Annotated in this window: 23 protein-coding genes and 1 tRNA gene; 3 read left to right on the top strand and 21 right to left on the bottom strand. The window is 61.7% G+C overall.

Annotated features, from left to right (window positions below; all coding sequences use genetic code 11):
* The first annotated feature begins 38 nt into the window (after positions 1-38).
* Positions 39-467, top strand: coding sequence for a PaaI family thioesterase (locus AC3IQ7_RS01040; protein WP_099377613.1), 429 nt, complete (start codon positions 39-41; stop codon positions 465-467).
* Here AC3IQ7_RS01040 and AC3IQ7_RS01035 read toward each other — a convergent pair.
* The 7 genes from AC3IQ7_RS01035 to AC3IQ7_RS01005 all read right to left on the bottom strand — a co-directional run bounded on the left by AC3IQ7_RS01035 (position 464) and on the right by AC3IQ7_RS01005 (position 5349).
* The gene (locus AC3IQ7_RS01035; protein WP_489208116.1) at positions 464-1159 is read right to left on the bottom strand and encodes an anti-sigma factor; all 696 of its coding nucleotides are present in this window, start codon (positions 1157-1159) and stop codon (positions 464-466) included. The genes AC3IQ7_RS01040 and AC3IQ7_RS01035 overlap by 4 nt on opposite strands.
* Positions 1156-1746, bottom strand: coding sequence for a sigma-70 family RNA polymerase sigma factor (locus tag AC3IQ7_RS01030; RefSeq protein ID WP_035823247.1), 591 nt, complete (start codon positions 1744-1746; stop codon positions 1156-1158). The genes AC3IQ7_RS01035 and AC3IQ7_RS01030 overlap by 4 nt, the downstream gene beginning before the upstream one ends.
* Before the next feature lie 85 nt (positions 1747-1831).
* Positions 1832-2353 (bottom strand): peroxiredoxin family protein, encoded by a 522-nt coding sequence (locus AC3IQ7_RS01025; RefSeq protein WP_489208115.1) that lies wholly within the window; start codon positions 2351-2353, stop codon positions 1832-1834.
* An 82-nt stretch (positions 2354-2435) separates the two neighbouring features.
* A complete protein-coding gene (locus AC3IQ7_RS01020) occupies positions 2436-3122 on the bottom strand; it encodes a BON domain-containing protein (protein WP_051959223.1) in 687 nt (228 codons plus the stop codon).
* Positions 3115-3711, bottom strand: coding sequence for a phosphoheptose isomerase (locus AC3IQ7_RS01015; protein WP_034752465.1), 597 nt, complete (start codon positions 3709-3711; stop codon positions 3115-3117). The genes AC3IQ7_RS01020 and AC3IQ7_RS01015 overlap by 8 nt, the downstream gene beginning before the upstream one ends.
* A gap of 57 nt (positions 3712-3768) precedes the next feature.
* Positions 3769-4128, bottom strand: coding sequence for a YraN family protein (locus tag AC3IQ7_RS01010; protein ID WP_099377609.1), 360 nt, complete (start codon positions 4126-4128; stop codon positions 3769-3771).
* 9 nt (positions 4129-4137) lie between these two features.
* On the bottom strand, positions 4138-5349 hold the full coding sequence (locus AC3IQ7_RS01005; protein ID WP_099377608.1) for a penicillin-binding protein activator: 1212 nt from the start codon (positions 5347-5349) through the stop codon (positions 4138-4140).
* Positions 5350-5514: 165 nt separating this feature from the next.
* Between AC3IQ7_RS01005 and rsmI the strand changes: the two genes are divergently transcribed.
* Positions 5515-6423, top strand: coding sequence for a 16S rRNA (cytidine(1402)-2'-O)-methyltransferase (rsmI, locus tag AC3IQ7_RS01000; protein ID WP_034782777.1), 909 nt, complete (start codon positions 5515-5517; stop codon positions 6421-6423).
* Positions 6424-6464: 41 nt separating this feature from the next.
* Here the strand turns inward: rsmI and AC3IQ7_RS00995 are convergent, their stop codons facing one another.
* Positions 6465-7067 (bottom strand): hypothetical protein, encoded by a 603-nt coding sequence (locus AC3IQ7_RS00995; RefSeq protein WP_489208114.1) that lies wholly within the window; start codon positions 7065-7067, stop codon positions 6465-6467.
* A gap of 205 nt (positions 7068-7272) precedes the next feature.
* Here AC3IQ7_RS00995 and AC3IQ7_RS00990 point away from each other — a divergent pair.
* Positions 7273-7349, top strand: a tRNA-Pro gene (locus tag AC3IQ7_RS00990).
* Positions 7350-7494: 145 nt separating this feature from the next.
* Here the strand turns inward: AC3IQ7_RS00990 and AC3IQ7_RS00985 are convergent.
* From AC3IQ7_RS00985 to AC3IQ7_RS00925, 13 genes are all read right to left on the bottom strand, one after another.
* Entirely contained in the window at positions 7495-9543 is a 2049-nt protein-coding gene (locus AC3IQ7_RS00985; protein WP_489208113.1) for an acyltransferase family protein, read from the bottom strand.
* A gap of 14 nt (positions 9544-9557) precedes the next feature.
* Positions 9558-10637, bottom strand: coding sequence for an SGNH/GDSL hydrolase family protein (locus AC3IQ7_RS00980; RefSeq protein ID WP_489208112.1), 1080 nt, complete (start codon positions 10635-10637; stop codon positions 9558-9560).
* A gap of 340 nt (positions 10638-10977) precedes the next feature.
* Complete coding sequence (locus AC3IQ7_RS00975) at positions 10978-11898, bottom strand: hydroxymethylglutaryl-CoA lyase (protein ID WP_099377606.1); 921 nt, start codon at positions 11896-11898, stop codon at positions 10978-10980.
* A gap of 1 nt (position 11899) precedes the next feature.
* Entirely contained in the window at positions 11900-12832 is a 933-nt protein-coding gene (locus AC3IQ7_RS00970; protein ID WP_489208111.1) for a 2-hydroxyacid dehydrogenase, read from the bottom strand.
* Positions 12833-12842: 10 nt separating this feature from the next.
* Entirely contained in the window at positions 12843-14870 is a 2028-nt protein-coding gene (locus AC3IQ7_RS00965) for an acetyl/propionyl/methylcrotonyl-CoA carboxylase subunit alpha (protein ID WP_489208110.1), read from the bottom strand.
* Positions 14871-14964: 94 nt separating this feature from the next.
* Entirely contained in the window at positions 14965-16011 is a 1047-nt protein-coding gene (bioB, locus tag AC3IQ7_RS00960) for a biotin synthase BioB (RefSeq protein WP_489208109.1), read from the bottom strand.
* A gap of 32 nt (positions 16012-16043) precedes the next feature.
* On the bottom strand, positions 16044-16835 hold the full coding sequence (gene bioD / locus AC3IQ7_RS00955; protein ID WP_489208108.1) for a dethiobiotin synthase: 792 nt from the start codon (positions 16833-16835) through the stop codon (positions 16044-16046).
* Positions 16825-18021: an 8-amino-7-oxononanoate synthase gene (gene bioF / locus AC3IQ7_RS00950; protein ID WP_489208107.1), complete on the bottom strand. Its 1197-nt coding sequence runs from the start codon at positions 18019-18021 to the stop codon at positions 16825-16827. Before bioF ends, bioD begins: the two co-directional genes overlap by 11 nt.
* A gap of 1 nt (position 18022) precedes the next feature.
* Complete coding sequence (bioA, locus tag AC3IQ7_RS00945; RefSeq protein WP_489208106.1) at positions 18023-19351, bottom strand: adenosylmethionine--8-amino-7-oxononanoate transaminase; 1329 nt, start codon at positions 19349-19351, stop codon at positions 18023-18025.
* A gap of 19 nt (positions 19352-19370) precedes the next feature.
* Positions 19371-20159: an enoyl-CoA hydratase/isomerase family protein gene (locus AC3IQ7_RS00940; protein ID WP_489208105.1), complete on the bottom strand. Its 789-nt coding sequence runs from the start codon at positions 20157-20159 to the stop codon at positions 19371-19373.
* A 13-nt stretch (positions 20160-20172) separates the two neighbouring features.
* Complete coding sequence (locus AC3IQ7_RS00935) at positions 20173-21795, bottom strand: carboxyl transferase domain-containing protein (RefSeq protein WP_489208104.1); 1623 nt, start codon at positions 21793-21795, stop codon at positions 20173-20175.
* 40 nt (positions 21796-21835) lie between these two features.
* A complete protein-coding gene (locus AC3IQ7_RS00930) occupies positions 21836-22279 on the bottom strand; it encodes a YchJ family protein (protein WP_322429020.1) in 444 nt (147 codons plus the stop codon).
* An 80-nt stretch (positions 22280-22359) separates the two neighbouring features.
* The gene (locus tag AC3IQ7_RS00925) at positions 22360-23646 is read right to left on the bottom strand and encodes a D-amino acid dehydrogenase (protein WP_489208103.1); all 1287 of its coding nucleotides are present in this window, start codon (positions 23644-23646) and stop codon (positions 22360-22362) included.
* Between the last annotated feature and the right edge of the window lie 77 nt (positions 23647-23723).

Genomic DNA, 23723 nt, shown 5'->3' with positions numbered 1-23723 from the left:
TTCCGGCGTATCCCGGATTCACCCGCACAAGGACCAGCATGAGCAATCCCGAGATTACCGTAGCAATGTTGAATGAACGCGGCACCGGCCGCCTGCCCGGCCACTTGGGCATCGTCATCACGGAAGTGGGCGACGGCCAGCTGACGGCGGAATTGCCCGTGCTGCCGCACTTGCTGGCGCCGAATGGCTACCTGCACGCGGGCAGCGTGGTGACCCTGGCCGACACGGCGTCCGGCTATGGCTGCATCGTCAACCTGCCCGAAGGCGCCAGCAATTTTACGACCATCGAATTGAAATCGAACCACCTGGGCACGGCCCGCGAAGGCACGCTTACCTGCACGGCCAAGGTCGAGCACAAGGGCCGCAACACGCAAGTGTGGGATGCCGTGGTGAAAAGCAAGGAAACGGGCAAGACGATTGCCCTGTTCCGCTGCACGCAGATGATTTTGTATCCCAAACAAGCTTAAATCTTCACCCAGTTACCCTTGTAGAGAATCGGTCCCGTCGGTCCGTTCGGATCCGGCGAACCGCCTTTCGGTTCCAGGGTAACGGCCAGCAAGGCCACGTCGCTGCCGATGGCGCGCTGGGACAGGGCCAGTTTCACATTGCCCTTGTCGGCGAGCAAGCCGAGGGAGCGCGGGTTGCCGCTCTTCGGCACGGCCCACAATTCCAGGTCGCGGTCAGCAGGCACGGGCGCGTTGCCCACCATGCGCACCTCGAGCGCGCCGTGGCGGCTGTCGGCCGTCAGCAGCAGGGCCGTTTGCGCCTTCTCGTCCGTCAGGCTGGCCACATAGCTGATCTGCGGCGCGTCCATCACGCGCGTGGCCACGACGATCACCAGCAGCGCGGCGATGGCGCTCGACGCCATGCCCAGACCACGCCAGAACGACAGCGAATCGCGGAACACAGACCAGCCGCCCTGCGGCTTCAGGTGCAGGCGCTGCTCGATCTGCTGCCACACGCGCTTGGGCGGGGCCACGGGTGTGGCGAATTCGGCCATCGGTTCCAGGCGCTGGCGCCATTCGGCCGTGATATTGCGCAAATCGGCGTCATTGTGCAGCCAGCCTTCGAAACGCCGCCGCGCGCCCCCTTTCAGCGTGCCCAGCACGTATTCGGACGCCAGTTTCTGGCGCAGCACGTCATTGCCGCGGATATTCATGATGCCTCCCGTTTCGCCAGGCACGTGCGCAGCCGTTCCAGGCTGCGGCGTATCCACGTCTTCACGGTGCCGATCGGCAGCGACATCTGCTGCGCCACTTCGCTGTGCGACAGGTCATGATAGAAGGCCAGGGCGACCACCTGCCGGTGCAGCCCTTCCAGGGCCGACATGCAAAACGCCAGCGCCTTGGCGTCACCGCTCAGTTGCAGTGACTCGATCGGCGTGGCCTGGGGGTCTCGGAGTGCATTCATGACTTCGCTATCAAACTGTTCGGCATCGATTTCCACGGTATCGTCGCTGCGCCGCAGCACATCGAACGCCTTGTTGCGCACGATGGTGGCCATCCAGGTCATCGGCGCCGCCAGATGGCTCTGGTAAGTGGCGGCGTTGTTCCAGATGGCGACGAACCCCTCTTGCAAGGCTTCTTCAGCGAGCTCTTGCTTATGCAATATACGCAGCGCGAAGCCAAACAGTTTCGATGAGGTGGAGTTATATAGCTGACGGAACGCGGTGGCGTCCTTGTTGCCGGCGGCGAGCAGCCAGGTTTTGAGTTGCTGCGGGTCGAGCGATTGAGCGGCTAGGGACACGGCTGGCCTTCACAAGGTGAACGGGATCACGCAAGGGAAGGTTATAACAGATTGACAACGCTTGGCAACAGGGTTTTGTACCGTGCTATCCCGCGATGGCCGATTCCAGCAGCTTGTGCAGTTCGGCGAATTCCGGCTTGCCCACGTAGCGCTTGAGGATCTTGCCCTGCTTGTCGAGCACGAAGGTGGTGGGCGTGAGGGCCACGTCGCCGTAGGCCTTGGCCGCTTCGCCCGTCACGTCGAGCGCCACCTTGAACGGCAGCTGGCGCGTTTCGGCGAAGTTCAGCACGTAGTTGGCCGGATCGTACTTCATGGCCACGGCCACGAATTCCAGTCCCTGCCCCTTGTACTTGTTGTAGGTATCGACCATCTCCGGCATTTCCGCCACGCAGGTGGTGCACGAGGTGGCCCAGAAATTGACCATCACGACCTTGCCGCGCAAGCTGGCCGACGTGATTTTCTCGCCATGGATGCCGTGGAAGGTCACGTCCGGCGCGCTTTGCTTGTCATTCAGCGACAGATAGCCGGCTGCCGCCACGCCCGCCACGAAGACGGCGATCAGGGCTGGCTTGACCCAGGACTTGCTTGCGGATGGCGTAGTTGACATGGTTTTCATTTGAAAAGCGCGACGATGCGGCCATTATATCCGTATCGCCGCATCAAAGCCGTAGGTCAAACGGAGGAGGCGCTTACTGCTGCACCGTGTCGCTGACGGTGTTCGTCGTGCGCTGCTGCGGCGGGTCGGGCTGCAATTGCTTCAGTTCCGCTTCCGAAATGTAGTCGAACAGCTTGACCACTTTCTGCACGCCGCCCACGCCGCGCGCCACGTCGGCCGCGACCGTGCCTTCGCGCTGGGTGACTCTGCCCATCAGGAAGACGGTGGCGTTTTCCGTGACGACCTTGAACGAGGCCGCCGAGATGGTTTTCATGTCGACCAGGCTGGCCTTGACCTTGGTGGTGATCAGCGCGTCGTTCGAGCGCGAGGTGTAGCTGGCCGGACCGGCGATGATCAATTCATTGGCCACCGATTCCACGCCCTCGATATTGCGCACTTCGCGCTCGACGGCATTTTTCATCGCTTCGTCGCGCACTTCGCCCGTCAGCAGGACGCGGCGGTTGAAGCTGGTGACGTTGACGTGGCCCACGTCGCCGGTGATGGAGGGGATGCGCGACTCGCCTTTCAGGGCGATCGACTTGTCTTCGGTCTGGGCGCCCAGGGTGCGGCGGTCCGCTGCGGCAACGCCGCCCATCACCGCGCCGCCGACCATCAGTTCGATGCAGCCGGTGAGCGAGGTGAGCATGGCGCCGCACAGCAGTGCGGTGGCCAGCGGGCGTTGTACGCGTTTCCAGCCTGGGCCAGTACCGAATTTAGTCATTCACGTCTCCTCCGAATAGAGCGACATCGATGCCGTCGCAGATGCAATGTATGGTGGTCAGGTGGACTTCCTGGATGCGCGCCGTGCGCTCGGCCGGTACGCAGATATGCACGTCGGCGTCCGTCAGCATCTTGCCGATGGCGCCGCCGTCCTTGCCCGTCAGCGCCACGACGCGCATTTCGCGCTCGAGCGCCGCTTCCACGGCTGCCATCACGTTGGCCGAATTGCCCGACGTGGAGATGGCCAGCAGGATGTCGCCGGCCTGGCCGAAGGCCTGCACCTGCTTCGAGAAAATCTCGCGGTAGCTGTAGTCGTTCGCCACGGCCGTCAGGATCGACGTATCCGTCGTCAGCGCCAGGGCCGGCAGCGGAAAGCGCTCGCGTTCGAAGCGCCCGACCAGCTCGGCTGCGAAATGCTGGCAGTCGGCGGCGGAACCGCCGTTGCCGCAGGCGAGGATCTTGTTGCCGTTGGACAATGCATAAAACATCAGGTCGATCGCCTGCGCAATCGGTTGCGCCAGTACGGTGGCGGCCTGGATCTTGAGTTCGGCACTTTCGTGGAAGTGCGAGAGGATGCGTTGATTATTCATAGTCTGCCGATTATAGTGCAGGCGCGCGGCATGGCGGACAAGCACTGTTAAAAATGCTTACATATCGAGGATGTTCTTCAGCCAGCTGATGCGTCCGCCATCGATGGCCAGCGCGTCGAAGCGGCATGGCGGCAGCGTTTTCTGCCCCAGCAGCCAGGTTTGCGCGGCCACCACCATGCGCCGCTGCTTGGCTGGCGTGATGCTGGCCAGGGCGCCGCCGAAGGTTGTACTGCTGCGTAGCCGTACTTCGACGAAGACGACCGAAGCGCCATCGCGCATGATCAGGTCGAGTTCCCCACCCTTGCACAAATAGTTGCGTTGCAGCAGTACCAAGCCTTGCAGCAGCAGATACGCGAGCGCATCGTCTTCCCCTTGCCGTCCCCGTGCCTGTTTATTCTGGAAAGGCAGGGGTGGCATGGCATGTCCTTATTGGGCCGGCGGCACAGAGACAGGCGTGGGCGCGGCCGGCGGCCAGGTGCCCAGCACGCCCTGCTGGTAGGTGGCGGCTTGCTCCGTGCGTTCGAACACGCTTTGATTCTCCTCAAAGCGCACGGCCAGGCGGCCCGTCACGCCATCGAGGGTAAATGGCGCGTTCGGCCGCAGCGCCACTTCGCGCGCCACGCGGAAGGCATCGATGCCCAGCGCGTACAGGCGTTCCATGTCGGCCGTCAGCCGGCGTTCGGCTGGCTGCTCGGGCTGTGGATACACCATCACTTGCGGATGGTCGCGCTGGACTTGCCATGGCAAGTCCAGCAGGCGCGCACCGTCGAGCTCGGGGCCGCTGGCGCCGCGTCCCGTGCCGGGATTCAAGGATGAGGTGCCATACAGGGGCAAATCGCTGCCGATGGCCACGCGCAGCTGGCGCGCCTGGTCGGCGTCGAGCGCGGCAAACAGCAGGCCCGGCGGCGTGGCGGCCAGGCGCGCGCGCAGCTGCACCAGCTCGGCATCGCTCAGGTAGCCATTCGTTGCCGTCAAGTCCATCGTTTCGATCTTGCCGCCCTGGCGCAGCCATTCCTGCTTGAAGGCGGCGCTGATGCGGCGCTGCGAGGGCGAACCGGCCGACAGGACCAGCGCACTGGCGCCAGGCTGTTCGCTGGCGGCCCAGGCGGCGACCTGGCGCGCTTCCGCCTCGATCGACAGGCCCATCACCAGCAACTTGGCCGGCAGGCGCGCTTCGCCGCGGTTGTCCGGGTGGTTCAGGGCGATCGTGGGTTTACGCACCAGATCGCTGTTCGCCACGGCCGTCACGGCCGAGCGCGACAAAGGTCCCACGACGATGTCCTGTTCTTCTTGCGCTTGCGCAAACTTGTTCAGGACGTCGCTGCTGCCGTCGCCCGTATCGATCACCGTCACTTCAAAGCCGCTGCGGTCGCGCTCGTACGCGGCCATGAAGCCGGCGCGCAGCAGTTCGGCGGCCGGTCCCAGCGAAGCCGAGCGCAGCGGCAGCAGCAGGCCGATGTGGTGGACATTGCCGTCGGACGGCGCCGGCGCCGTAGCGGCCGGCATGTCCTGCGGCGTGCCCGTCGCTGGCTTGCTTGTGATGGGCGCCAGCGGCGCGCCGCTGCCGTCGTACGCGGTAATATCGGGCACGGCCACGGCAAACGTCACCGGTTCGGGCGCGGGCGGCTTGGGCGGCACGAGCGGTGGCAGCGGCTTCGGTGGCGGCAGCGCCCTTGTGTTAGATTCAATAGGCGCGCACAATTGCCCGGGCGCGTCGCAAGGCGTGCTGCAAGCGCTCAGCATGCCGGTCGCGGCACAAACAAGCAGTAACTTCACACTATTAGCAAGCATTTAACCTCCAAAATGACCGTACAAGAAATCAGTTCCATCGCCAGCCTGCCCATCATGACAGAGGCGGCGCATCAGGTCTATCCTATCGCAACATTGTATATAGTGGCCACGCCGATCGGCAATGTGACCGATATCAGCCTGCGCGCGCTGCATCTGCTGAGCCTTGCCGATGCCGTCGCCTGTGAAGATACGCGCAACACGGCGCACCTGCTGACGCGCTTTGGCCTGAACAAGCCTTTGATTGCGGCGCATCAACATAATGAACGCGAAGTGGCGCAGACCCTGATCGCCCGCCTGCACGCCGGCGAGCGCATTGCGCTGGTGTCCGACGCCGGCACGCCTGCCGTTTCCGACCCCGGCGCGCGCATCGTCGACGCCGTGCGCGCGGCCGGCTTGCGCGTGCTGCCCCTGCCCGGCCCGTCGGCGGCGATCACCGCCATTTCCGCCAGCGGCTTGTTGAATGACCAGTTTTACTTTGTCGGTTTCCTGCCAGCCAAGGCCAAGCAGCGCGAAAACATGCTGCACAGCTTGCGCGGCGTGACGGCGACGATGGTGTTTTATGAAGCGCCGCACCGCATCCTCGATTGCGCCACGGCCCTGGTGGAAGCGTTCGAGCCGACGCGCCAGGTGGTGTTCGCGCGCGAACTGACGAAACTGTTCGAAGAAATCCACCGCTGTCCCCTGTCCGAGGCGGAGGCGTGGATACGCGCCGATGCACACCGCGAAAAGGGCGAATTTGTCGTCCTGCTGGAAGGCGCGACGGAAGCGCAGGACGCGGAAGACGTGGAAGCCGAGCGCATCTTGAACATCTTGCTGGCCGAATGCAGCGTCAAGCAGGCGGCGAACTTGACGGCGCAAATCACGGGGCGCAAGAAAAACGCCCTGTATGAGCGGGCGTTGCAGTTGAAGGGGCAGGAATAATTTGATTGCGGCCTGTCCCAAATAGGTCGGTTGTTAAATTGTCACCACTTGCAGCCGCTATCCTTCTTGTCGAGCAACATCAGCACGGGCGCCAGCAAGCCCGCGCCTGAATAGGCGGTGCGGCAATCGCCGCGCTTGCCTTGTGCGATATCGCGCGCCAGCTGGGTTTGCGTTTGCAGCGGCTTGTCGGGGATTTGCCCCACGGCCGTGCCCGCCTTGGCGGGATCGCGCTCGCCCGCCATCTTGCGCGCCGTCTTCCTGGCCGCGTCCATGTCGAATTTCGGTGTTTCCGGGGTTTCTTGCCTGAATGTATCGGCACTGGCCACCGGCGTGCCCGGTGATGCCGGGACGACCGTGATGGCTTGCGGGCTGGATGCTGGCGGTGTGGTCGCCGCCGGTGTTTCCCGGGCAGTGGCGAGTTTTGGCTTGCTGATGGGCTTGGGTTCGCGTTTCGGTTTGACGACTTCGACGGGCGGCGGGGGAGGTTTGGCGGCAAGCGGACGTATCCACACGGCGATCGATTCCACGCGCGGGGCCGTGTCCATCCGCGCGGCCGGCTGCACATGGCGCCACAGAGTGATCAAGGCGCCATGCAGCAGCAAGGACACGGCGATGCCCAGCACGATACCGCGGCGGCTCGGCATGGGCCGGCCGCCGTCGCTTCTTTCTATCCTGAACTCCATTGCCGTCGTCGCCTTCATGTCTGATCGGGAAAACTTGCCAAGCCAGTGTCGCACACTTCAATCGTTTTGAAAAATACATGGGTTCCAGTGCCGCCCGTAAATAATTTACATAGAGTTTCACCTGACCCTTGACCGAAGTCGATACGGCCTGTATTATCTTGGTCTTCGGAGTGTGGCGCAGCCCGGTAGCGCACCTGGTTTGGGACCAGGGGGTCCAAGGTTCGAATCCTTGTACTCCGACCAAATTTGTAGAAAAAAACCCAAGAGTTCAGGCTCTTGGGTTTTTTTTCGTCTGTACGCATCGACTTGAAACAGGGGGCATGCAGTCTGCCCTGCGTGTGGAAATTGCATGGCCCTCCCCTTGAGGCAGGGCCATGCAGCAGGTGGTTTATTTCTTCAGTATTCCCGGCGCGTTGTGCTCCGCCCACGCAGCAAATATTTTCCCGAGTTCCCCACTACCAAAAATCGAGAGGTGATGATATTCGTCTCGATAAAGCGGCATGCCATCCTTAATCATCGAACATTTCTTTCCATCGCAGAAAAGCTGGTTCTGGTCGAAAAATTTGACGGCGGGATGCTTGGCCGTTATCGCTGCAATCAGCGGCGCAAAAGACGTGCGAAGTTTTTCAGCTGCTTCCACAGGCATTTCGCAATTCTTTTGTGGCGCCTTCAGTGGACGTGCAAAACACGCCTTGATATCGTAATCGAGCCTGAAATGCGGGTGGAAGATGATGATTTTCTTATTGTGGGACTCATACGTGGAAACAAGTTTTTCCAGATTGGCAATATATTCCTCATTCGGCGTATAGCTCAAACCGTCAATAATGACATATTCGATGGACTCATTTTTGCTGACAATTCTCTCGATGAGTTCAAGTTGGCGTGCCGGACCATCACCGATGCATGGCGTTTTATTTCCCGGAATCGCTGGTCCTTCAGATCCGCGTGCGAGATCACAATCGCCAATGGAGAGGATGCTATTTTTATTCAGGACGGGATGGTCGACAAAGCCAGAATAAATTTGATTTGCATAGCTGTTCCCGATCAGCAGGACTGTCGGTGCTGCTTCACTGCTTGCCATGCAGAACCAGTAGCTGTAGTTGTCCGCATCTTTGAACGGATATTTGTCCAGGCAGATTTTATTCTGCGTATATTTCCATATAGGCCCGACGAACTGGGAGTTGATACGTTCGGCAGAGCGGATATTGGGGCGAAATGACAGGCCGTCACGATGATAGGTGACATACCCTGCGATGCCGACGAGCGCCATCAGTACAAGCAGAATGGGTGTTTTGAATGCATTGTCGCCACTGCGCAAAGGGCGTTCAATTACGCGGTATGTCAGCCATGCGAGAACGACCGAGACAGCAACTGCTGCAATGCGGATCTGCGGTGCGGGTTCCTGACTTTCGATAATGCGCGCAAAGGTGAGCAATGGCCAATGCCAGAGATACAATGGAAAACTGATTAGTCCAATCCAGACGAACAGACGGCTTGCCAAAATAGTACGGTTGAACCATGCGGCCGATCCGGCCGAAATGATCAGCACTGCACCAGTGGTGGGGAGCAGTGCCCACCAGCCAGGAAAGGCGCTTTTGCTCGTAGTAAAGCAGAAACCTGCCAGCAACAGCATGGCTCCAAGAATGGACTGGACATCGCGTAAGGTGGTGCCAGGAGGCGTGACGCTTGGTGCGTAGATGATTTTCCCGAGCAGTGGCTGCAAGTGACGCGTCAGCTTTGTCGGCCATTTGCCTGGGTGGAGGGTTACATAGGCCAGTATGCAGCCGGCAAGTAGCTCCCAGGAGCGAGCGGCTGGAAGATAAAAAGTGGAGACTGGATCGCTGGCGATATGTTCGATATTCCAGACCAATGAGACGGAGAAAAACAGTATGGTAAGCGTGAGCAAGTTCAGGCGAACTTTCCAGGCTGCCCATAAGATCAGTGGCCAGAAGATATAGAATTGTTCTTCAATGCCCAAGGACCAAAGATGCAGCAACGGTTTGATTTCTGCTGTGGTATCGAAATAGCCACTTTCATCCCATAATAAGAAATTACTGATGAACCCCGCACCTCCTGCGATATGTTTGCCAAGTTGCTTGTACTCGTCGGCAAATAATATATACCAGCCTGCCACGTAGCTGCTGATCAGAACTAATAATAAGGCAGGAAATATTCGCTTCACGCGGCGTGCGTAAAATTCAGTGAAGCTGAATCGGTTATTTTCCAAATTGGAAATAATGATTGTTGAAATCAAGAATCCGGATATGACAAAGAAAATGTCGACGCCGACGAATCCACCCCTGATCAGTGACGGAAACGCGTGATACAGCACCACCGATAAAACGGCAATTGCACGTAGTCCATCAATATCTGGGCGGTATTTTGGATGAGTAAGGTGTAACTCTGCAGGAGATACTTGTTCAGTATTTTTTTTCATTATTTCAGTGATAATTATCTGCCTCGAATTACATCGGCAACAACTTGAGCGTATGCCACATGCATCCAGTCACCCGGATGATTCACACCATTGCTGGTAATATCGTAGTAGTTCTTCTTTGATAAAATATCTTTGCTTAGCGTGGTCATATCCGCCAGTGCTACATTCTTTGTATTCCTGGTTATCCGGATCATGGCTTTTCGATAGTCAAAAAGAAGAGACGTGTTCATGGGTTTCCAATCCGGATTACCCAGGAAACTGGAAACCAGGATGAATTCTGTTTTTGGATTTTTTTCACGAATCGACTTGATCATCATACGCAGAAAGAATTCGAATTTTTCTGGTGGGACGTTTCCGGTGGCATCGTTCATCCCATAGGCAAGAACCACCAGATCACTTGCGCTGGTATTGATCTTGGTTTCGACATTGTCGATGCCATTTTGCGACGACCAACCGCCGACGGATTTGTTGCGCCAATAGAATTTTCCATCACCATCGTTGGACAGCATTGCACCGACGAGGTCGACCCAGCCCGGTTGAAATGGCGCTTCATTGGTGGTGCCTGTTGCATTGGAGCCATCGGTAATGCTATCGCCGTAAAAGGTAACAAACTGTGGTTTTCGCAAAGAGACGCGTTCTGCGGATGCCGGCACCGAGCCGATTTTTTTAGGTTTTTTGCCAAGTACGCCAGCCAGGTAAGTCACGGCAATCTGGTGACGTTGATAGGTCTGGTCTATGCGTAGCGGCTGCCCGTTCTTCGTAACGGATTGAAATATTTCCGGAACATTCGGCAACTTGGCAAATTGGTAGTTCTGGTGACTTGCTATCTTGGAACCCTCAGGAATAATCAAATCCCCATCCTGTGCATGGAAGTCAGTGCCTCGTGTAAAAGCCTGGTTTGTTTGACGATTGCTGACCACCAAAATAGCGTCAGGTTGACGCCAAAGTTTGATTGGTTTGCCATCGACTAGCACAGGTTCGTCAAATACAACGGCGCTATCCCATACGGGTTGATTTAAATGAAAGGCAGTTACCATTTCTGTAGAGCAAGCGGTAGTGGTGCAATTTTGAAACTGTGAAAGATCGATGGGCATATGCGTTCTGGAATATAGTTGCTATTTTGTAAGTTGTCGGATTATTGCAGGTGGGGGTAGGACGGTCAATTAAAAACGGACGTCGTGGCGGCGATAGGCGCGGTATTCTGCACAGTGTTTTTCCGTGTTAAATTTTCTGTGCGCGTCACCCTCACTCCCCTGAATTTCAGGCAGGAGCGAGGATTTTCAGCCATTGACTTGCTAAGCGGAATCGTCAACCAGATGCTGGCTGTCCGATGGTATTTCCAGGAACCGGTAGATACCACTGCGCATGGAAATACGGGGGATAAGGGGACGCATTCCCTTGCTGCAATGTGGTGCCGTCAGGCCATGCAGATGATCAGCCGGCGCGTTTCGCCGCGATGGCATTGCCCGCTCGGCTAGATCCCTTGCGTCCCAGCTGCTGCGAGATGAACTGCCCCGCGTCCACCACCAGGTCCAGGTCGATGCCGGTGGCAATCCCCAGCCCTTGCATCATGTACAGCACGTCTTCGGTGGCCACGTTGCCGGTGGCGCCCTTGGCGTAGGGGCAGCCGCCCAGGCCCGAGACGGACGAGTGATAGATTGCGATGCCCGTTTCCAGGCTGGCGTAGATATTCGCCAGCGCCTGGCCGTAGGTGTCGTGGAAGTGGCCGGACAGGCCGCCCACGTGGAAAGCCGCGATGGCGCGCTGCATCACCGCTTGCGTCTTGCGCGGCGTGGCCACGCCGATGGTGTCGGCGATGTCGATTTCGTCGCAACCGAGGTCGCGCATGCGGCCCACCACGTCGGCCACGGCGTCCAGCGGCACGTCGCCCTGGTAGGGGCAGCCGAAGGCGCAGCTGATGCTGCCGCGCAGGCGCAGGCCGTGTTCCTTGGCCGCCTTGGCCACGCCTTCGAAGCGGGCGATTGATTCGGCGATTGAGCAGTTGATGTTCTTTTGCGAGAATGCCTCCGACGCGGAGCCGAAGATCACCACTTCATCGGCCTTCGCCGCCAGCGCGGCATCGAAACCCTGCATGTTCGGCGTCAGTGCCGAATAAATCGTGCCAGCGCGGCGCGCGATTTTGTCCATCACTTCCGCGCTGGTGGCCATCTGCGGCACCCATTTCGGCGACACGAACGACGCCGCCTCGATGTTGGCGAAGCCGGCCAGGGTCAGGCGGTCGACCAGCTCGATCTTGACGGCGGCGCTGATGGTTTCCTTCTCGTTTTGCAGGCCGTCGCGCGGACCCACTTCGACGATCTTGACCTGCTTGGGCAAACTGGCTTGAGCATTCATTTCAATATCCTTGCAAACGGTTGACGATGCCGGCGACAGAGTCTCCGGCTTGCAGGCGGCGCATCTTGGCGGCGATCTGCGCCACGCTTTCGCGGCGCAGGGTGGCGGCCGAAATATGCGGCGTGATGGTGATGCGGGGTTCTTGCCAGAACGGGTGCTGCTGCGGCAGCGGCTCGTTGCGGAACACGTCGAGGGTCGCCCCGGCGATATGCCCGGAACGGATCAGGGTCAATAAATCCGGTTCGGCCAGATGCGCGCCGCGCGCCACGTTGATGACGTAGGCACCCGGCAGCAGCATCGACAGGCGCGCGCGGTCGAGCAGGTTATGCGTGTCCGGCGTGAGCGGCAGCATGCACACCAGCACGCGCGTGCCGCGCAAGAATGCTTCCAGCCCCTCCTCGCCCGCAAAGCATTCGACGCCATCGACGTGCTTGTGGCTGCGGCTCCAGCCGCGCAGCGGGAATTCAAATTGCGCCAGCGCTTGCAGCACGCGGGTGCCCAGCACCCCGATGCCCAGCACACCGACGGGGAAATCCGCCTTGTCGAAGGCAGGCAGCGGCTGCCAGGTGCCGGCGCGGCCCTGCGCCTCGTAGTCGTCGAAGCGGCGGAAGTGGCGCAGCACGGCGTGGCTCACATATTCGGCCATCTGCACGCCCATGCCCGCGTCGTCCAGACGCACCAGCGGCACCTGGGCGGGCAGCGCCTCGCCGAATTTCAACAGAGCGTCGACGCCGGCGCCCGTGTTGAAGATGGCCTTGACGTTGGCCAGCTCGGGCAGCATGGCCGCCGGCGGCTGCCATACGACGGCGTAGTCGCATGGCGCGAGCGCTTCGCCTTCGCGCCAGAAGATAATGTCGGCCTCGGGCAGCAAGTCGCGGAAGTCGCTGATCCACGCTGCTTCCTTGCCATCCGCACGTTGTAAAAGGATGCGCATCGTGGCTGCCTTATGCGGCAGCCTTGAAGGCCAGCAGCGGCGCGCCGTCGGCCACCTGGTCGCCGACGGCATACAGCACGTCTTCCACCAGGCCGTCGTGCGGCGCGGCGATCGTGTGCTCCATCTTCATCGCTTCCATGATGACCAACGGCTCGCCCTTCTTGACGTCCTGGCCTTTGTTCACCAGCACGGCGACGACCTTGCCCGGCATCGGCGCCGTAAGGCGGCCGCCTTCTGCTTCCACTTCGCCTGCATGCGCCATCGGGTCGCTGTAATGCAGGGTATGGTGCAAGCCGCTGGTAAACACGTGGAACTGTTCGCCGTCGCGCAGCACCGTGCCGTGCACGGCACGTTCACCGAGTTTGATGTGCAGCTCGTTGCCTTGGTGCGCCGTCAGGCTCAAGGGCTGGCCGTTGAACAGCCAGCCATCCGTCTTGTAGGCAACGCGCGCGGTATAGGCCTTGCTGTCGCTGGCCAGCGTGAATTCGTCGGCAAATGCCAGGCTGCGTCCCAGGGTGCTGTTCAAGCGCCAACCCAGGGCATTGCCCCACGGGTCGGCGCGCTGCAGCGATTGCGCTTCGGCGGCCGCTTTTTCTTCCAGCAGCAGGGCGACGGACGCCAGCGCCAGGGCTGTGTCGGGCGCCGCCTGCAGGGCGGGGAACAGCGTGTCGTGATTGCGCTCGATCAAACCCGTATCGAGGTCGGCGCTGGCAAACGCCTGGCCTTCGACCAGGCGTTTCAAAAAGGCGATATTGCTGGCCAGTCCCACGATCTGGTAGTCGGCCAGCGCCTGCGCCATGCGTGCCAGCGCTTCGCGGCGGTCCGCGCCCCAGACGATCAGCTTGGCGATCATCGGGTCGTAGAATGGTGAAATCGCATCGCCCTCGCGCACGCCCGAATCGATGCGCACGGCGGCCGGAACCAGCGTGCCACCCAGTTCGAACGTGACGGCCGATGGCGACTGCATGTGGCGCAGGGTGCCGATCGACGGCAGGAAGCCCTTCTCCGGATTTTCCGCATAGATGCGCGCCTCGATGGCGTGGCCGTGGATCGCCAGGTCGCTCTGTTTTTTCGGCAGCGGCTCGCCAAAGGCGACGCGCAACTGCCATTCCACCAGGTCGGTGCCAGTGATCATTTCCGTCACCGGATGCTCGACCTGCAGGCGCGTATTCATTTCCATGAAGTAGAACGAACCATCCTGGTTGGCGATGAATTCGACCGTGCCCGCACCGACATAGCCAACAGCCTTGGCAGCGGCGACGGCCGCTTCGCCCATGGCCGCGCGGCGGTCAAGCGGCATACCCGGTGCCGGCGCTTCTTCCAGCACCTTTTGATGGCGGCGCTGCACCGAGCAGTCGCGCTCGAACAGGTAGATGCAGTTGCCCAGGGTGTCGGCGAACACCTGGATTTCGATATGCCGCGGACGCGACAGGTATTTTTCGGCCAGCACCTTGTCGTCGCCGAAAGAGCTGATCGCTTCGCGCTTGCACGAGGCCAGTGCCGCCTTGAAGTCGGCGCTGTTGTCGATGACGCGCATGCCCTTGCCGCCGCCGCCGGCCGACGCCTTCAGCAGCACGGGGTAGCCGATCTTGTCGGCTTGGCCGTGCAGGAAATCCGCATCCTGTTCTTCGCCGTGGTAGCCGGGCACCAGCGGCACATTTGCTTTTTCCATCAGCGACTTGGCGGCCGACTTGGAGCCCATGGCGCGCATGGCGGACGCCGGCGGGCCGATGAAGACCAGGCCCGCAGTGGCGCAGGCGTCGGCGAAGTCGGCGTTCTCGGAGAGGAAGCCATAGCCGGGGTGGATCGCCTGCGCCCCTGTCGCCAGCGCCACGGCGATGATCTTGTCGCCGCACAGATAGCTTTCCTTGGCCGGCGCGGGGCCGATCAGCACCGCTTCGTCGCACACGGCGACGTGCTTGGCGTTGGCATCCGCTTCCGAATACACGGCGACGGTCTGGATGCCCATGCGGCGCGCGGTAGCGGCGACACGGCAAGCGATTTCGCCGCGGTTGGCGATCAGGATTTTAGTGAACATGGTCTCTCTCTTTGCAGCTCGTGGCTGGAAGTTTTTTATCTGAGGTGTCGCTGGGAGGAATGCGCCCTGGTGGAGCGCATTCCGATGGGCTGGATCAGCAGCCGCACTTCTCTTTCTGTACCGAGTCGAGCATGGCGCCGCGCGTCTGCAAGCCCAGCTTACCGAGCAAGATGCGGTCGTCTTCCGCTTCCGGGTTGTCGGTGGTGAGCAGCTTGTCGCCGTAGAAGATGGAGTTGGCGCCAGCCAGGAAGCACATGGCTTGCACGGCTTCGCCCATCTGGCGGCGGCCCGCCGACAAACGCACGCGCGCTTTCGGCATGGTGATGCGTGCGACGGCAATCGTGCGCACGAATTCGAATGGATCCAGCGCTTCCAGTCCAAACAAAGGCGTGCCTTCCACCTGCACCAGGTGGTTCACAGGCACCGATTCCGGATACGGATTCAAATTGGCCAGCTGGGCGATCAGGCCCGCGCGTTGCAAGCGCGTTTCACCCATGCCGACGATGCCGCCGCAGCACACTTTCAAGCCCGCTTCGCGCACGCGGCCCAAAGTATCGAGGCGGTCCTGGTATTCGCGCGTCGAGATGACGTTGTCGTAAAACTCGGGCGCCGTATCGAGGTTATGGTTGTAGAAGTCCAGGCCCGCGTTTTTCAGGCGGTCCGCTTGTCCTTCTTCCAGCATGCCCAAAGTAGCGCATGTTTCCAGGCCCAGCGCCTTGACCTTGCTCACCATCTCTTCGACTTTTTCCATGTCGCGGTCCTTCGGGCCGCGCCAGGCGGCGCCCATGCAGAAGCGCGTGGCGCCGTTGGCTTTTGCCTGGCGGGCCGCGTCGAGCACCGTGTCGATGTCGAGGATTTTTTTCGCTTCCACGCCCGTGTCGTAGCGGGCCGCTTGCGGGCAGTAGCCGCAGTCCTCCTCGCAGCCGCCCGTCTTGATCGATAGCAGGGTCGCCAGTTCCACATCGCCATCGGGGAAGTTGATGCGGTGGGTTTGCTGGGCCTTGAACATCAGGTCATTGAAAGGCAGGTCAAACAGGGCCAGCACATCGGCGATGGGCCAGGTGGCCGCTTCCGGCAGGGTGATGCGCGCCGCAGGACGGTGCAGTTCGACGGTTTTTGCTGCTTCTTGGACTAAAGACATGGTGATTCCTTCGTTTCTATTTTTTAGCTACATTAAGTGTTGGGATGCTGCGCCGGCCAGTTCGGCAAGCCGGTGAAATCGAGATACGCCGCTGCCGCTTGCGCGCCCGGTTGCGCCAGGCGCGGTACCTTGCCCAGCAGTGGCGCCGGGATGCGCTCGATCAGCGCATCGATATTTTCGTCGAGGAAGCGCATTTCCACTTCCAGGGTGTTGGCCACCCAGCCGATCACCGTCAAGCCGCGCGCTTCGATGGCTTCCAGCGTCAGCAAGGCCTGGCTGATGCAGCCCAGGCGCATGCCGACCACGAGGATCACGGGCAAATCGAGCTGCTGCGCCAGGTCGGCCGAATCGAAACCGGGCGACAGCGGCACGCGGAAACCGCCCACGCCTTCGACCACCACGGCGTCCGAGGCGGCGGCGATTTCCAGGTAGGCGGCCAGGATCGGCACCGATTCGATGCTCACGCCTTCGAGCGCGGCGGCGATATGCGGCGCCGCCGGCTCCTTCAGCATGTAGGGTGTCGTCAGGCTGCGCAGCATGGTGACGTTGCCGGCGGCGATCAGGCTGTCGGCGTCTTCATTATGCAGTTCGCCGTCGCGCATCTCGGCGCCGGCGGCGACCGGCTTCATGCCGCAGGCACGCACGCCGCGCGCAACGAGCGCGTGCAGCAGGGCCGACGACGTCAAGGTCTTGCCGATTTCCGTGTCGGTGCCGGTGACGAAACAGGCAAAGCGCGAGGGCAGGCCGGCAGTGGCCGGCGCCGGCTGCGCGGCCGGCGCCAGGTCCGCCAGCACTTCCGCCACGATAGGATCATCAAGGCTCATGGCGATTCCTTTCCAGGGTGTTGACTGCGTTGATCAATTGGGCCACCTCCTGCGCCGTGTGGCCGGCTGACAGAGTCACGCGCAGGCGCGCCGACCCGGCTGGCACGGTGGGCGGGCGGATAGCGCCGACCCACAGGCCTTGCTGGTAAAGGTGGGCGGCGATGTCCAGCATGTCGGCATTCTCGCCAATGATGACGGGCTGGATGGCGGTCACGGACGGCAAGGCTTGCCAGTGCTGCAGCTGCAAGCCCTCGTTCCATTGCGCCACCAGCGCGGCCAGGTGCATGCGACGTTGTTTTCCTTCGTCCCCGGCGATGATGTCCAGGCTGGCCAGGAGCGCATGCGCGAGCGCGGGCGCGGCGGCCGTCGTGAAGATGTAGGGGCGCGCCTTCTGGATCAGGGTGTCGATCACGGCTTCGTGCGCGCAAACAAAGGCGCCGCCCACGCCGGCCGACTTGCCCAGGGTGCCCACGTATACGAGGTAGGGCGAATGCAGGTCGAAGTGTTCCAGCGCGCCGCGGCCATTGGTTCCCAGCGCGCCGAAGCCGTGCGCGTCGTCAACCACCAGCCAGGCGCCGTATTGTTCGCACAGGGCCAGCAGCGCGGGCAGCGGCGCCAGGTCGCCATCCATGCTGAAGACGCTGTCGGTGACGACGATTTTCGTTTGTGCCGTGCTGGCCGCCATCAGGGCCGCCAGGGCATCGAGGTCGGCATGCGGATACACGCGCGTTTTCACGCGCGCCAGGCGCGTGCCATCGATCAGCGAGGCGTGATTCAGCGCTTCCGAAAAAATCTCGGTGTCCGCATCGCCCGCCGACAGGGCGGTCAGCACGGCCAGGTTGGCCATGTAGCCGGTGCAAAAATACAGGGCGCGCGCCTGTTCCAAGTTGGCGCCCACGAAATCTGCCAGGCGCTCTTCCAGCTGCGCGTGGGCGCGGCTATGGCCGCTGATCAGGTGCGAAGCGCCGCTGCCTGCGCCATACAGGTCGGCGCCCTCTTTCAGCGCGGCGACGATGCGCGGATGCGACGCCAGGCCCAGGTAGTCATTGCTGCAAAAGGCCAGCATGGCGCGGCCATCGACCGTCAGGCGCGGTGCGCACGGCGTGTCGACGGTGCGGCGGCGGCGGATCAGGCTGCGCTCTTCCAGCCCCTGCAACTGCTGCTTCAAGCGCGCGATCAGTTCCATCTCAGGCTCCGATCACTTTGTTGAAGACGGCCAGCGTCTGCTGGCCCAGGCCCGCGATTTCGGCGTCGTCGAGGATGTACGGCGGCATCAGGTAGACGGTGGAGCCGATGGGGCGCATCAGCAGTTCATGTTCCAGCGCCGTGCTGAAGAAACGGCGCGAAAAGTCGGGCGCCGCATCGACGGCGTCAAACGCCCAGATCATGCCCTGCTGGCGGAAGTGTTTTACGCGCTCGTGCTGCGCCAGCGGCGCCAGGGCGCGCGTGATTTTTTCGGCGCGCACCCGGTTGGCCGCCAGCACATCGTCTTCCTCGAAGATCGACAAGGTCGCCAGCGCCGCGCGGCAGGCCAGCGGATTGCCCGTGTACGAGTGCGAATGCAAAAAGCCGCGGCGCACGTCGGTGCTGTAGAAGGCTTGATAGATATCTTCGCGCGTCATCACCAGCGATAACGGCAAATAACCGCCGCTGATGCCTTTCGACAGGCAGACGAAATCGGGCCAGATGCCGGCCTGTTCGCACGCGAAGAAGGTGCCCGTGCGGCCGCAGCCGACGGCGATTTCATCGAGGATCAAATGGACTTGATAACGGTCGCACAGGGCGCGCACCAAGGACAGGTACAGCGGGTCGTGCATGGCCATGCCGGTGGCGCACTGTACCAGCGGCTCGATGATGATGGCGGCGATTTTGTCCGCTTTTTCCTGGAACAGCTGTTCCACTTCAAAGGCGGCGCGGCGCGCCACATCTTCAGCGGTTTCGGCTTCCTGCGTCTGGCGGAAGTCGGGCGACATCACCGTTTGCGTGGCACGCAGCAGGGGGCCATAGGCATCCTTGAACAGCGCGACGTCGGTGACGGCCAGGGCGCCGATGGTTTCGCCGTGGTAGCTGCCCTTCAGGCAGACGAATTCCTGTTTTTCACTCTTGCCGCTGTTGCGCCAGGCGTGAAAACTCATTTTCAGGGCGATTTCCACGGCCGACGCCCCGTCGGATGCGTAAAAGCTGTGGCCAAGCACGCCGCCGGTGAGCGCAGAGAGCTTTTCCGACAGTTCGATCACCGGTTCATGCGTGAAGCCGGCCAGCATCGCGTGTTCCAGGCGGTCCAGCTGGTCCTTGAGTTCCGCATTGATGCGCGGATTCGCATGGCCGAACAGGTTCACCCACCAGGAGCTGATGGCGTCCAGGTAGCGTCGGCCTTCGTGGTCGTACAGCCAGGCGCCGCGGCCATGGCTGACGGGGATGAGCGGTACAGTCTCGTGGTGCTGCATTTGCGTGCACGGATGCCACACGCTGCGCAGACTGCGTTCGACCCAGCCCGATTGTTTTTCTGCTTTCAAAACTGCTCCAATGATATTGCTAGCCCATGAGCCAGCTCGGCTTGCGCTTGTCGAGGAACGATTGCACGCCTTCGCGGCCCTGCTCCGAGGCGCGGATCTGCGCGATGCGCTCGGCGGTGTCCGCCAGCAGCGCATCGTTGACCGGCTGGCCAACGATCTCGCGCACCAGCGTTTTCGCTTGCGCCACCGCGTGCGGGCTGTTGCCCGTCAGCGCTTTCAGCACCTCCGCCGTTTTCGCGTCCAGCGCGCTTGCCTCGACTACCTCGTGGGCAAAGCCGACGCGTAGCGCTTCCTGGGCGGAGAATCGCTCCGCGGTCAGGAAATAGCGGCGTGCCGCGTTTTCGCCCATGGCCTTGATGACATACGGTGAAATAGTGGCCGGGATCAGTCCCAGCCGCACTTCGCTCAGGCAGAAATGCACGTCTTCCGCAACCAGAATGATATCGCATGCGGCGACGAGGCCCATGCCGCCCGCATAGCAGTCGCCCTGGACCTTCGCCACCACGGGTTTCGGACACAGGTAAATCGTGCGCAGCATCTGCGCCAGCTGCAGCGCGTCGGCCTGGTTTTCGGCATGCGTGTAGCCTGCCATCTTCTTCATCCAGTTCAGGTCCGCACCGGCGCAAAAGGCCGCGCCATTCGCCGCCAGCACGATGGCGCGCACCATGTCGCTGCGCCCAAGGCCCTCGAAGGCGCGCGCCAGTTCGGCGATCGTCGTCTCGTTGAAGGCATTGCGCAGGTCGGGACGATTCAGGGTCACGGTGGCGACATTGCCCTCGATGACCAGCTTTAAGGTTTCAAATTCCATGGTCTTCTCCCCCTTACATGCGGAATACGCCGAACTTCGTGTCCGGGATTTCCGCGTTCAAGGCGGCGGACAGGCCCAGGCCCAGCACCATGCGGGTGTCGGCCGGGTCGATCACGCCATCATCCCACAGGCGCGCGGTGGCGTAATACGGGTGGCCCTGGTGTTCGTATTGGTCCTTGATCGGCTGCTTGAAGGCGGCTTCCTCGTCCGCGCTCCATGCGCCGCCCTTGCCTTCGATGCCGTCGCGCTTGACGGTGGCCAGCACGGAAGCGGCCTGGTCGCCGCCCATGACGGAAATGCGCGCATTCGGCCACATCCACATGAACCGTGGTGAAAACGCGCGGCCGCACATGCCGTAGTTGCCGGCGCCGAAGCTGCCGCCGATGATGACGGTGAATTTCGGCACGGCGGCCGTGGCCACGGCGGTCACCATCTTGGCGCCATTGCGGGCAATGCCTTCGTTTTCGTACTTGCGGCCCACCATGAAGCCCGTGATATTTTGCAGGAAGACGAGCGGGATCTTGCGCTGGCAGCACAATTCGATGAAATGCGTGCCTTTCAGGGCCGATTCGGAGAACAAGATGCCGTTATTGGCGATGATGCCGACTTTTACGCCATAGATGTGCACAAAGCCGCAGATCAGGGTGGTGCCGTAGCGGGCCTTGAATTCGTCGAAATCGCTGCCGTCGACGATGCGCGCGATCACTTCACGTACGTCGAACGGCTTGCGCGTATCGACGGGGATGACGCCGTACAGTTCCTGCGTCGGGTATTTCGGCTCGACGGATGCGCGCAAGTCCATCTGCTGCGGTTTTTTACGGTTCAGGTTCGAGACGATGGTGCGCGCCAGCGACAGCGCATGCAGATCGTTTTGCGCCAGGTGGTCGACCACGCCGGACAAGCGCGTATGCACGTCGCCGCCGCCCAGGTCTTCCGCCGTCACCACTTCACCTGTCGCCGCTTTCACCAGCGGCGGGCCGCCGAGGAAAATCGTGCCCTGCTCCTTGACGATGATCGATTCATCGCTCATGGCCGGCACGTAGGCGCCGCCGGCCGTGCAAGAACCCATCACGACAGCGATTTGCGGGATGCCCTTGGCCGACAGATTCGCCTGGTTGTAGAAGATGCGGCCGAAATGGTCGCGGTCGGGGAAGACGTCGTCCTGGTTCGGCAGGTTGGCGCCGCCCGAGTCGACCAGGTAGATGCACGGCAGGTTGTTCTGGTCGGCGATTTCCTGGGCGCGCAAGTGCTTTTTGACCGTCATCGGGTAATACGTGCCACCCTTGACGGTAGCGTCGTTACACACGATGACGCATTCCTGGCCCGAGACCCTGCCGATGCCGGTGATGATGCCGGCGGCGGGCGCCGCATCGACGCCTTTGGCGTCCTGGTACATGGCGTAGGCCGCCATCTGGGAAAACTCGAGGAAGGGCGTGCCGGGATCGAGCAGCATCTGCACGCGGTCGCGCGGCAGCAGTTTTCCGCGCGCCAGGTGCTTGGCGGCCGCCGCCTCGCCGCCGCCGGCCGCGATCTTTTCCACTTTGTCGCGCAAATCGTCGACGATGGCTTGCATGGCCGCGGCATTGGCCTTGAAATCTTCACTGCGCGGATTGAGTTTGCTTTCGATGTGCGGCATTGCGGTTCCTTTTTATGATCGCCCGGTCTCTCGGGTCGCGCTATTCGGGAAAACTGCCGTCGAGATAAAACCAGCGCATGCCACGGTCACCGGCTTCGCGCACGAAGCGACTCACTTCATGCAGGCGGTGCGCGCGGCCGTTGACCTTGTAGCGGGCTACGAATTCCACGCTATCGCGGTGTATCTCTTCGGCTTGATCTGCTGATACTGCTTTACGTTGACGTAAACGTAAAGCAGATTTTACCTCAAGTCCCAGCCAGTGGACTTTTTCTTCTTCGGCAAATAAAGCGTCGGCGGGACGGGTGCTGGCGTGCCAGGTGGCAAGCAGATACGGCTCGTCGCGCAAGGTGAACGCCGTGTAGCGCGAACGCATCAGGGCTTCGGCCGTGGGCGGCAAGGCGTCGCCCGCGATATACGGGCCGCAGCAACTGGCGTAGGAGGCGCCGCCACAGGGGCAGGCGGCAGATGTCGAGGGTGTGGGCATGCGCTGACGGATAGGGGAACAGGAAAGTTCCGCAATTATCCGTCATATCGGCAGCGGCGCGTGCGCGCCGCCTTGGCCGGCTATTTTTTCGGACTGAGGAAGTCCAGCGCGAACGGCGGCGCCTTGCCGGCCATGAGGTCGGCCAGGATGCGCGCCGTGCCGGCGGCAAAGGTGAAGCCCAGCGGGCCATGCCCCACGTTGAGCCACAAGTTCGCATATTTGCTGGCACCCACCAGCGGCGCGCTGTTCGGCGTGGCGGGACGCAAACCGGCCCAGGCCGTGGCCTGGTCGTAATCGGCGCCGTGCGGCATGGCTTCGCGCGCCAGCCGCGTCAGGCCGGCGATGCGGTTCCAGTCGATGCTGTTGTCGGCGCCCACCATGTCGACCATGGCGGCCACGCGCAGGTCGCCGCCAATGCGCGCATACAGCACCTTGCGCTCAAAATCTGTGATGCTGATCTCGGGCGCCCGGTCTTGCGCGCGGATGGGCGCCGTCAGGCTGTAGCCTTTCAGCGGGTACAGGGGCAGGTAAATGCCCGCCGTGGCGGCCAGGTCGCGGCTCTGGATGCCGGCCGCCAGCACATAGTGATCTGCCTGCAATAGGCCCAGGCTGGTGTCGGCGCCCGTGATCCTGCCCTTGTGCGTGACGAGGCGGCGCGCCTCGCCTTTTAATATGAGCGAACAATTCGGGTGCTGCAGCAGGCGCGCTTCCAGGGCCAGGCAAAAGGCGTGGCAATCGGCCACCGCCTCGCCTTGCGTAAAGATGCCGCCTGCCAATGAATTCTGCAGGGCGGCCAGCGCCGGTTCGCGCTGTACCGCCTCCGTCGGCGACAGGACGAGGCGCGCTTCTTCCGATTCGGGCCGCGCCACGGCCCGTTGAAAGATGGCGGGCGAACGGTAGACGATGAGTTTGCCTGCATCGCGCCAGGCGTACGCTTCGGGCGGCACGGTCAGTTCCAGCTGCGCCATGCCGGCGCGGCTCAGTTCGCCTAATTCCAGCAGCTTGGCCGTCGTGCGGGCGTTGCTGGCGGCATTGCAATTGCGCAGGAAACTGGCCATCCAGCGCCATTGGCGCCAGTCGGCCTCGGGACGGAAGCGCAGCGGACCATCTTTCTGCAGCAGCCATTGCAGGGCCTTGAAGGGTACGCCCGCGTCCGCCAGGGGCGCCACATAACGATAGCTGAGCTGGCCGCCATTGCGGTAGCTGGCGGCGATCGCCACCTGTTCATTACGTTCCAGTACCGTGACCTTGTAGCCGGCCTCGGCCAGCCACCAGGCCGATGTCAGACCGACGACGCCGCCGCCGATGATGATGACTTGTTGCTGCATGTTGCCTCGCTGCGTTGCGCTCCCATGGTGCGGAAGCATTCGGGAAGAGCTTAGAGGCTGGCCGCCAAGGCAGCCAATGAAACATCATGGTGCAGCCATAACTTTCAGGAATGCAC

The organism is Janthinobacterium sp. GL_088, from assembly GCF_057837845.1.
This window is presented reverse-complemented; position numbering and strand designations above follow the sequence as displayed.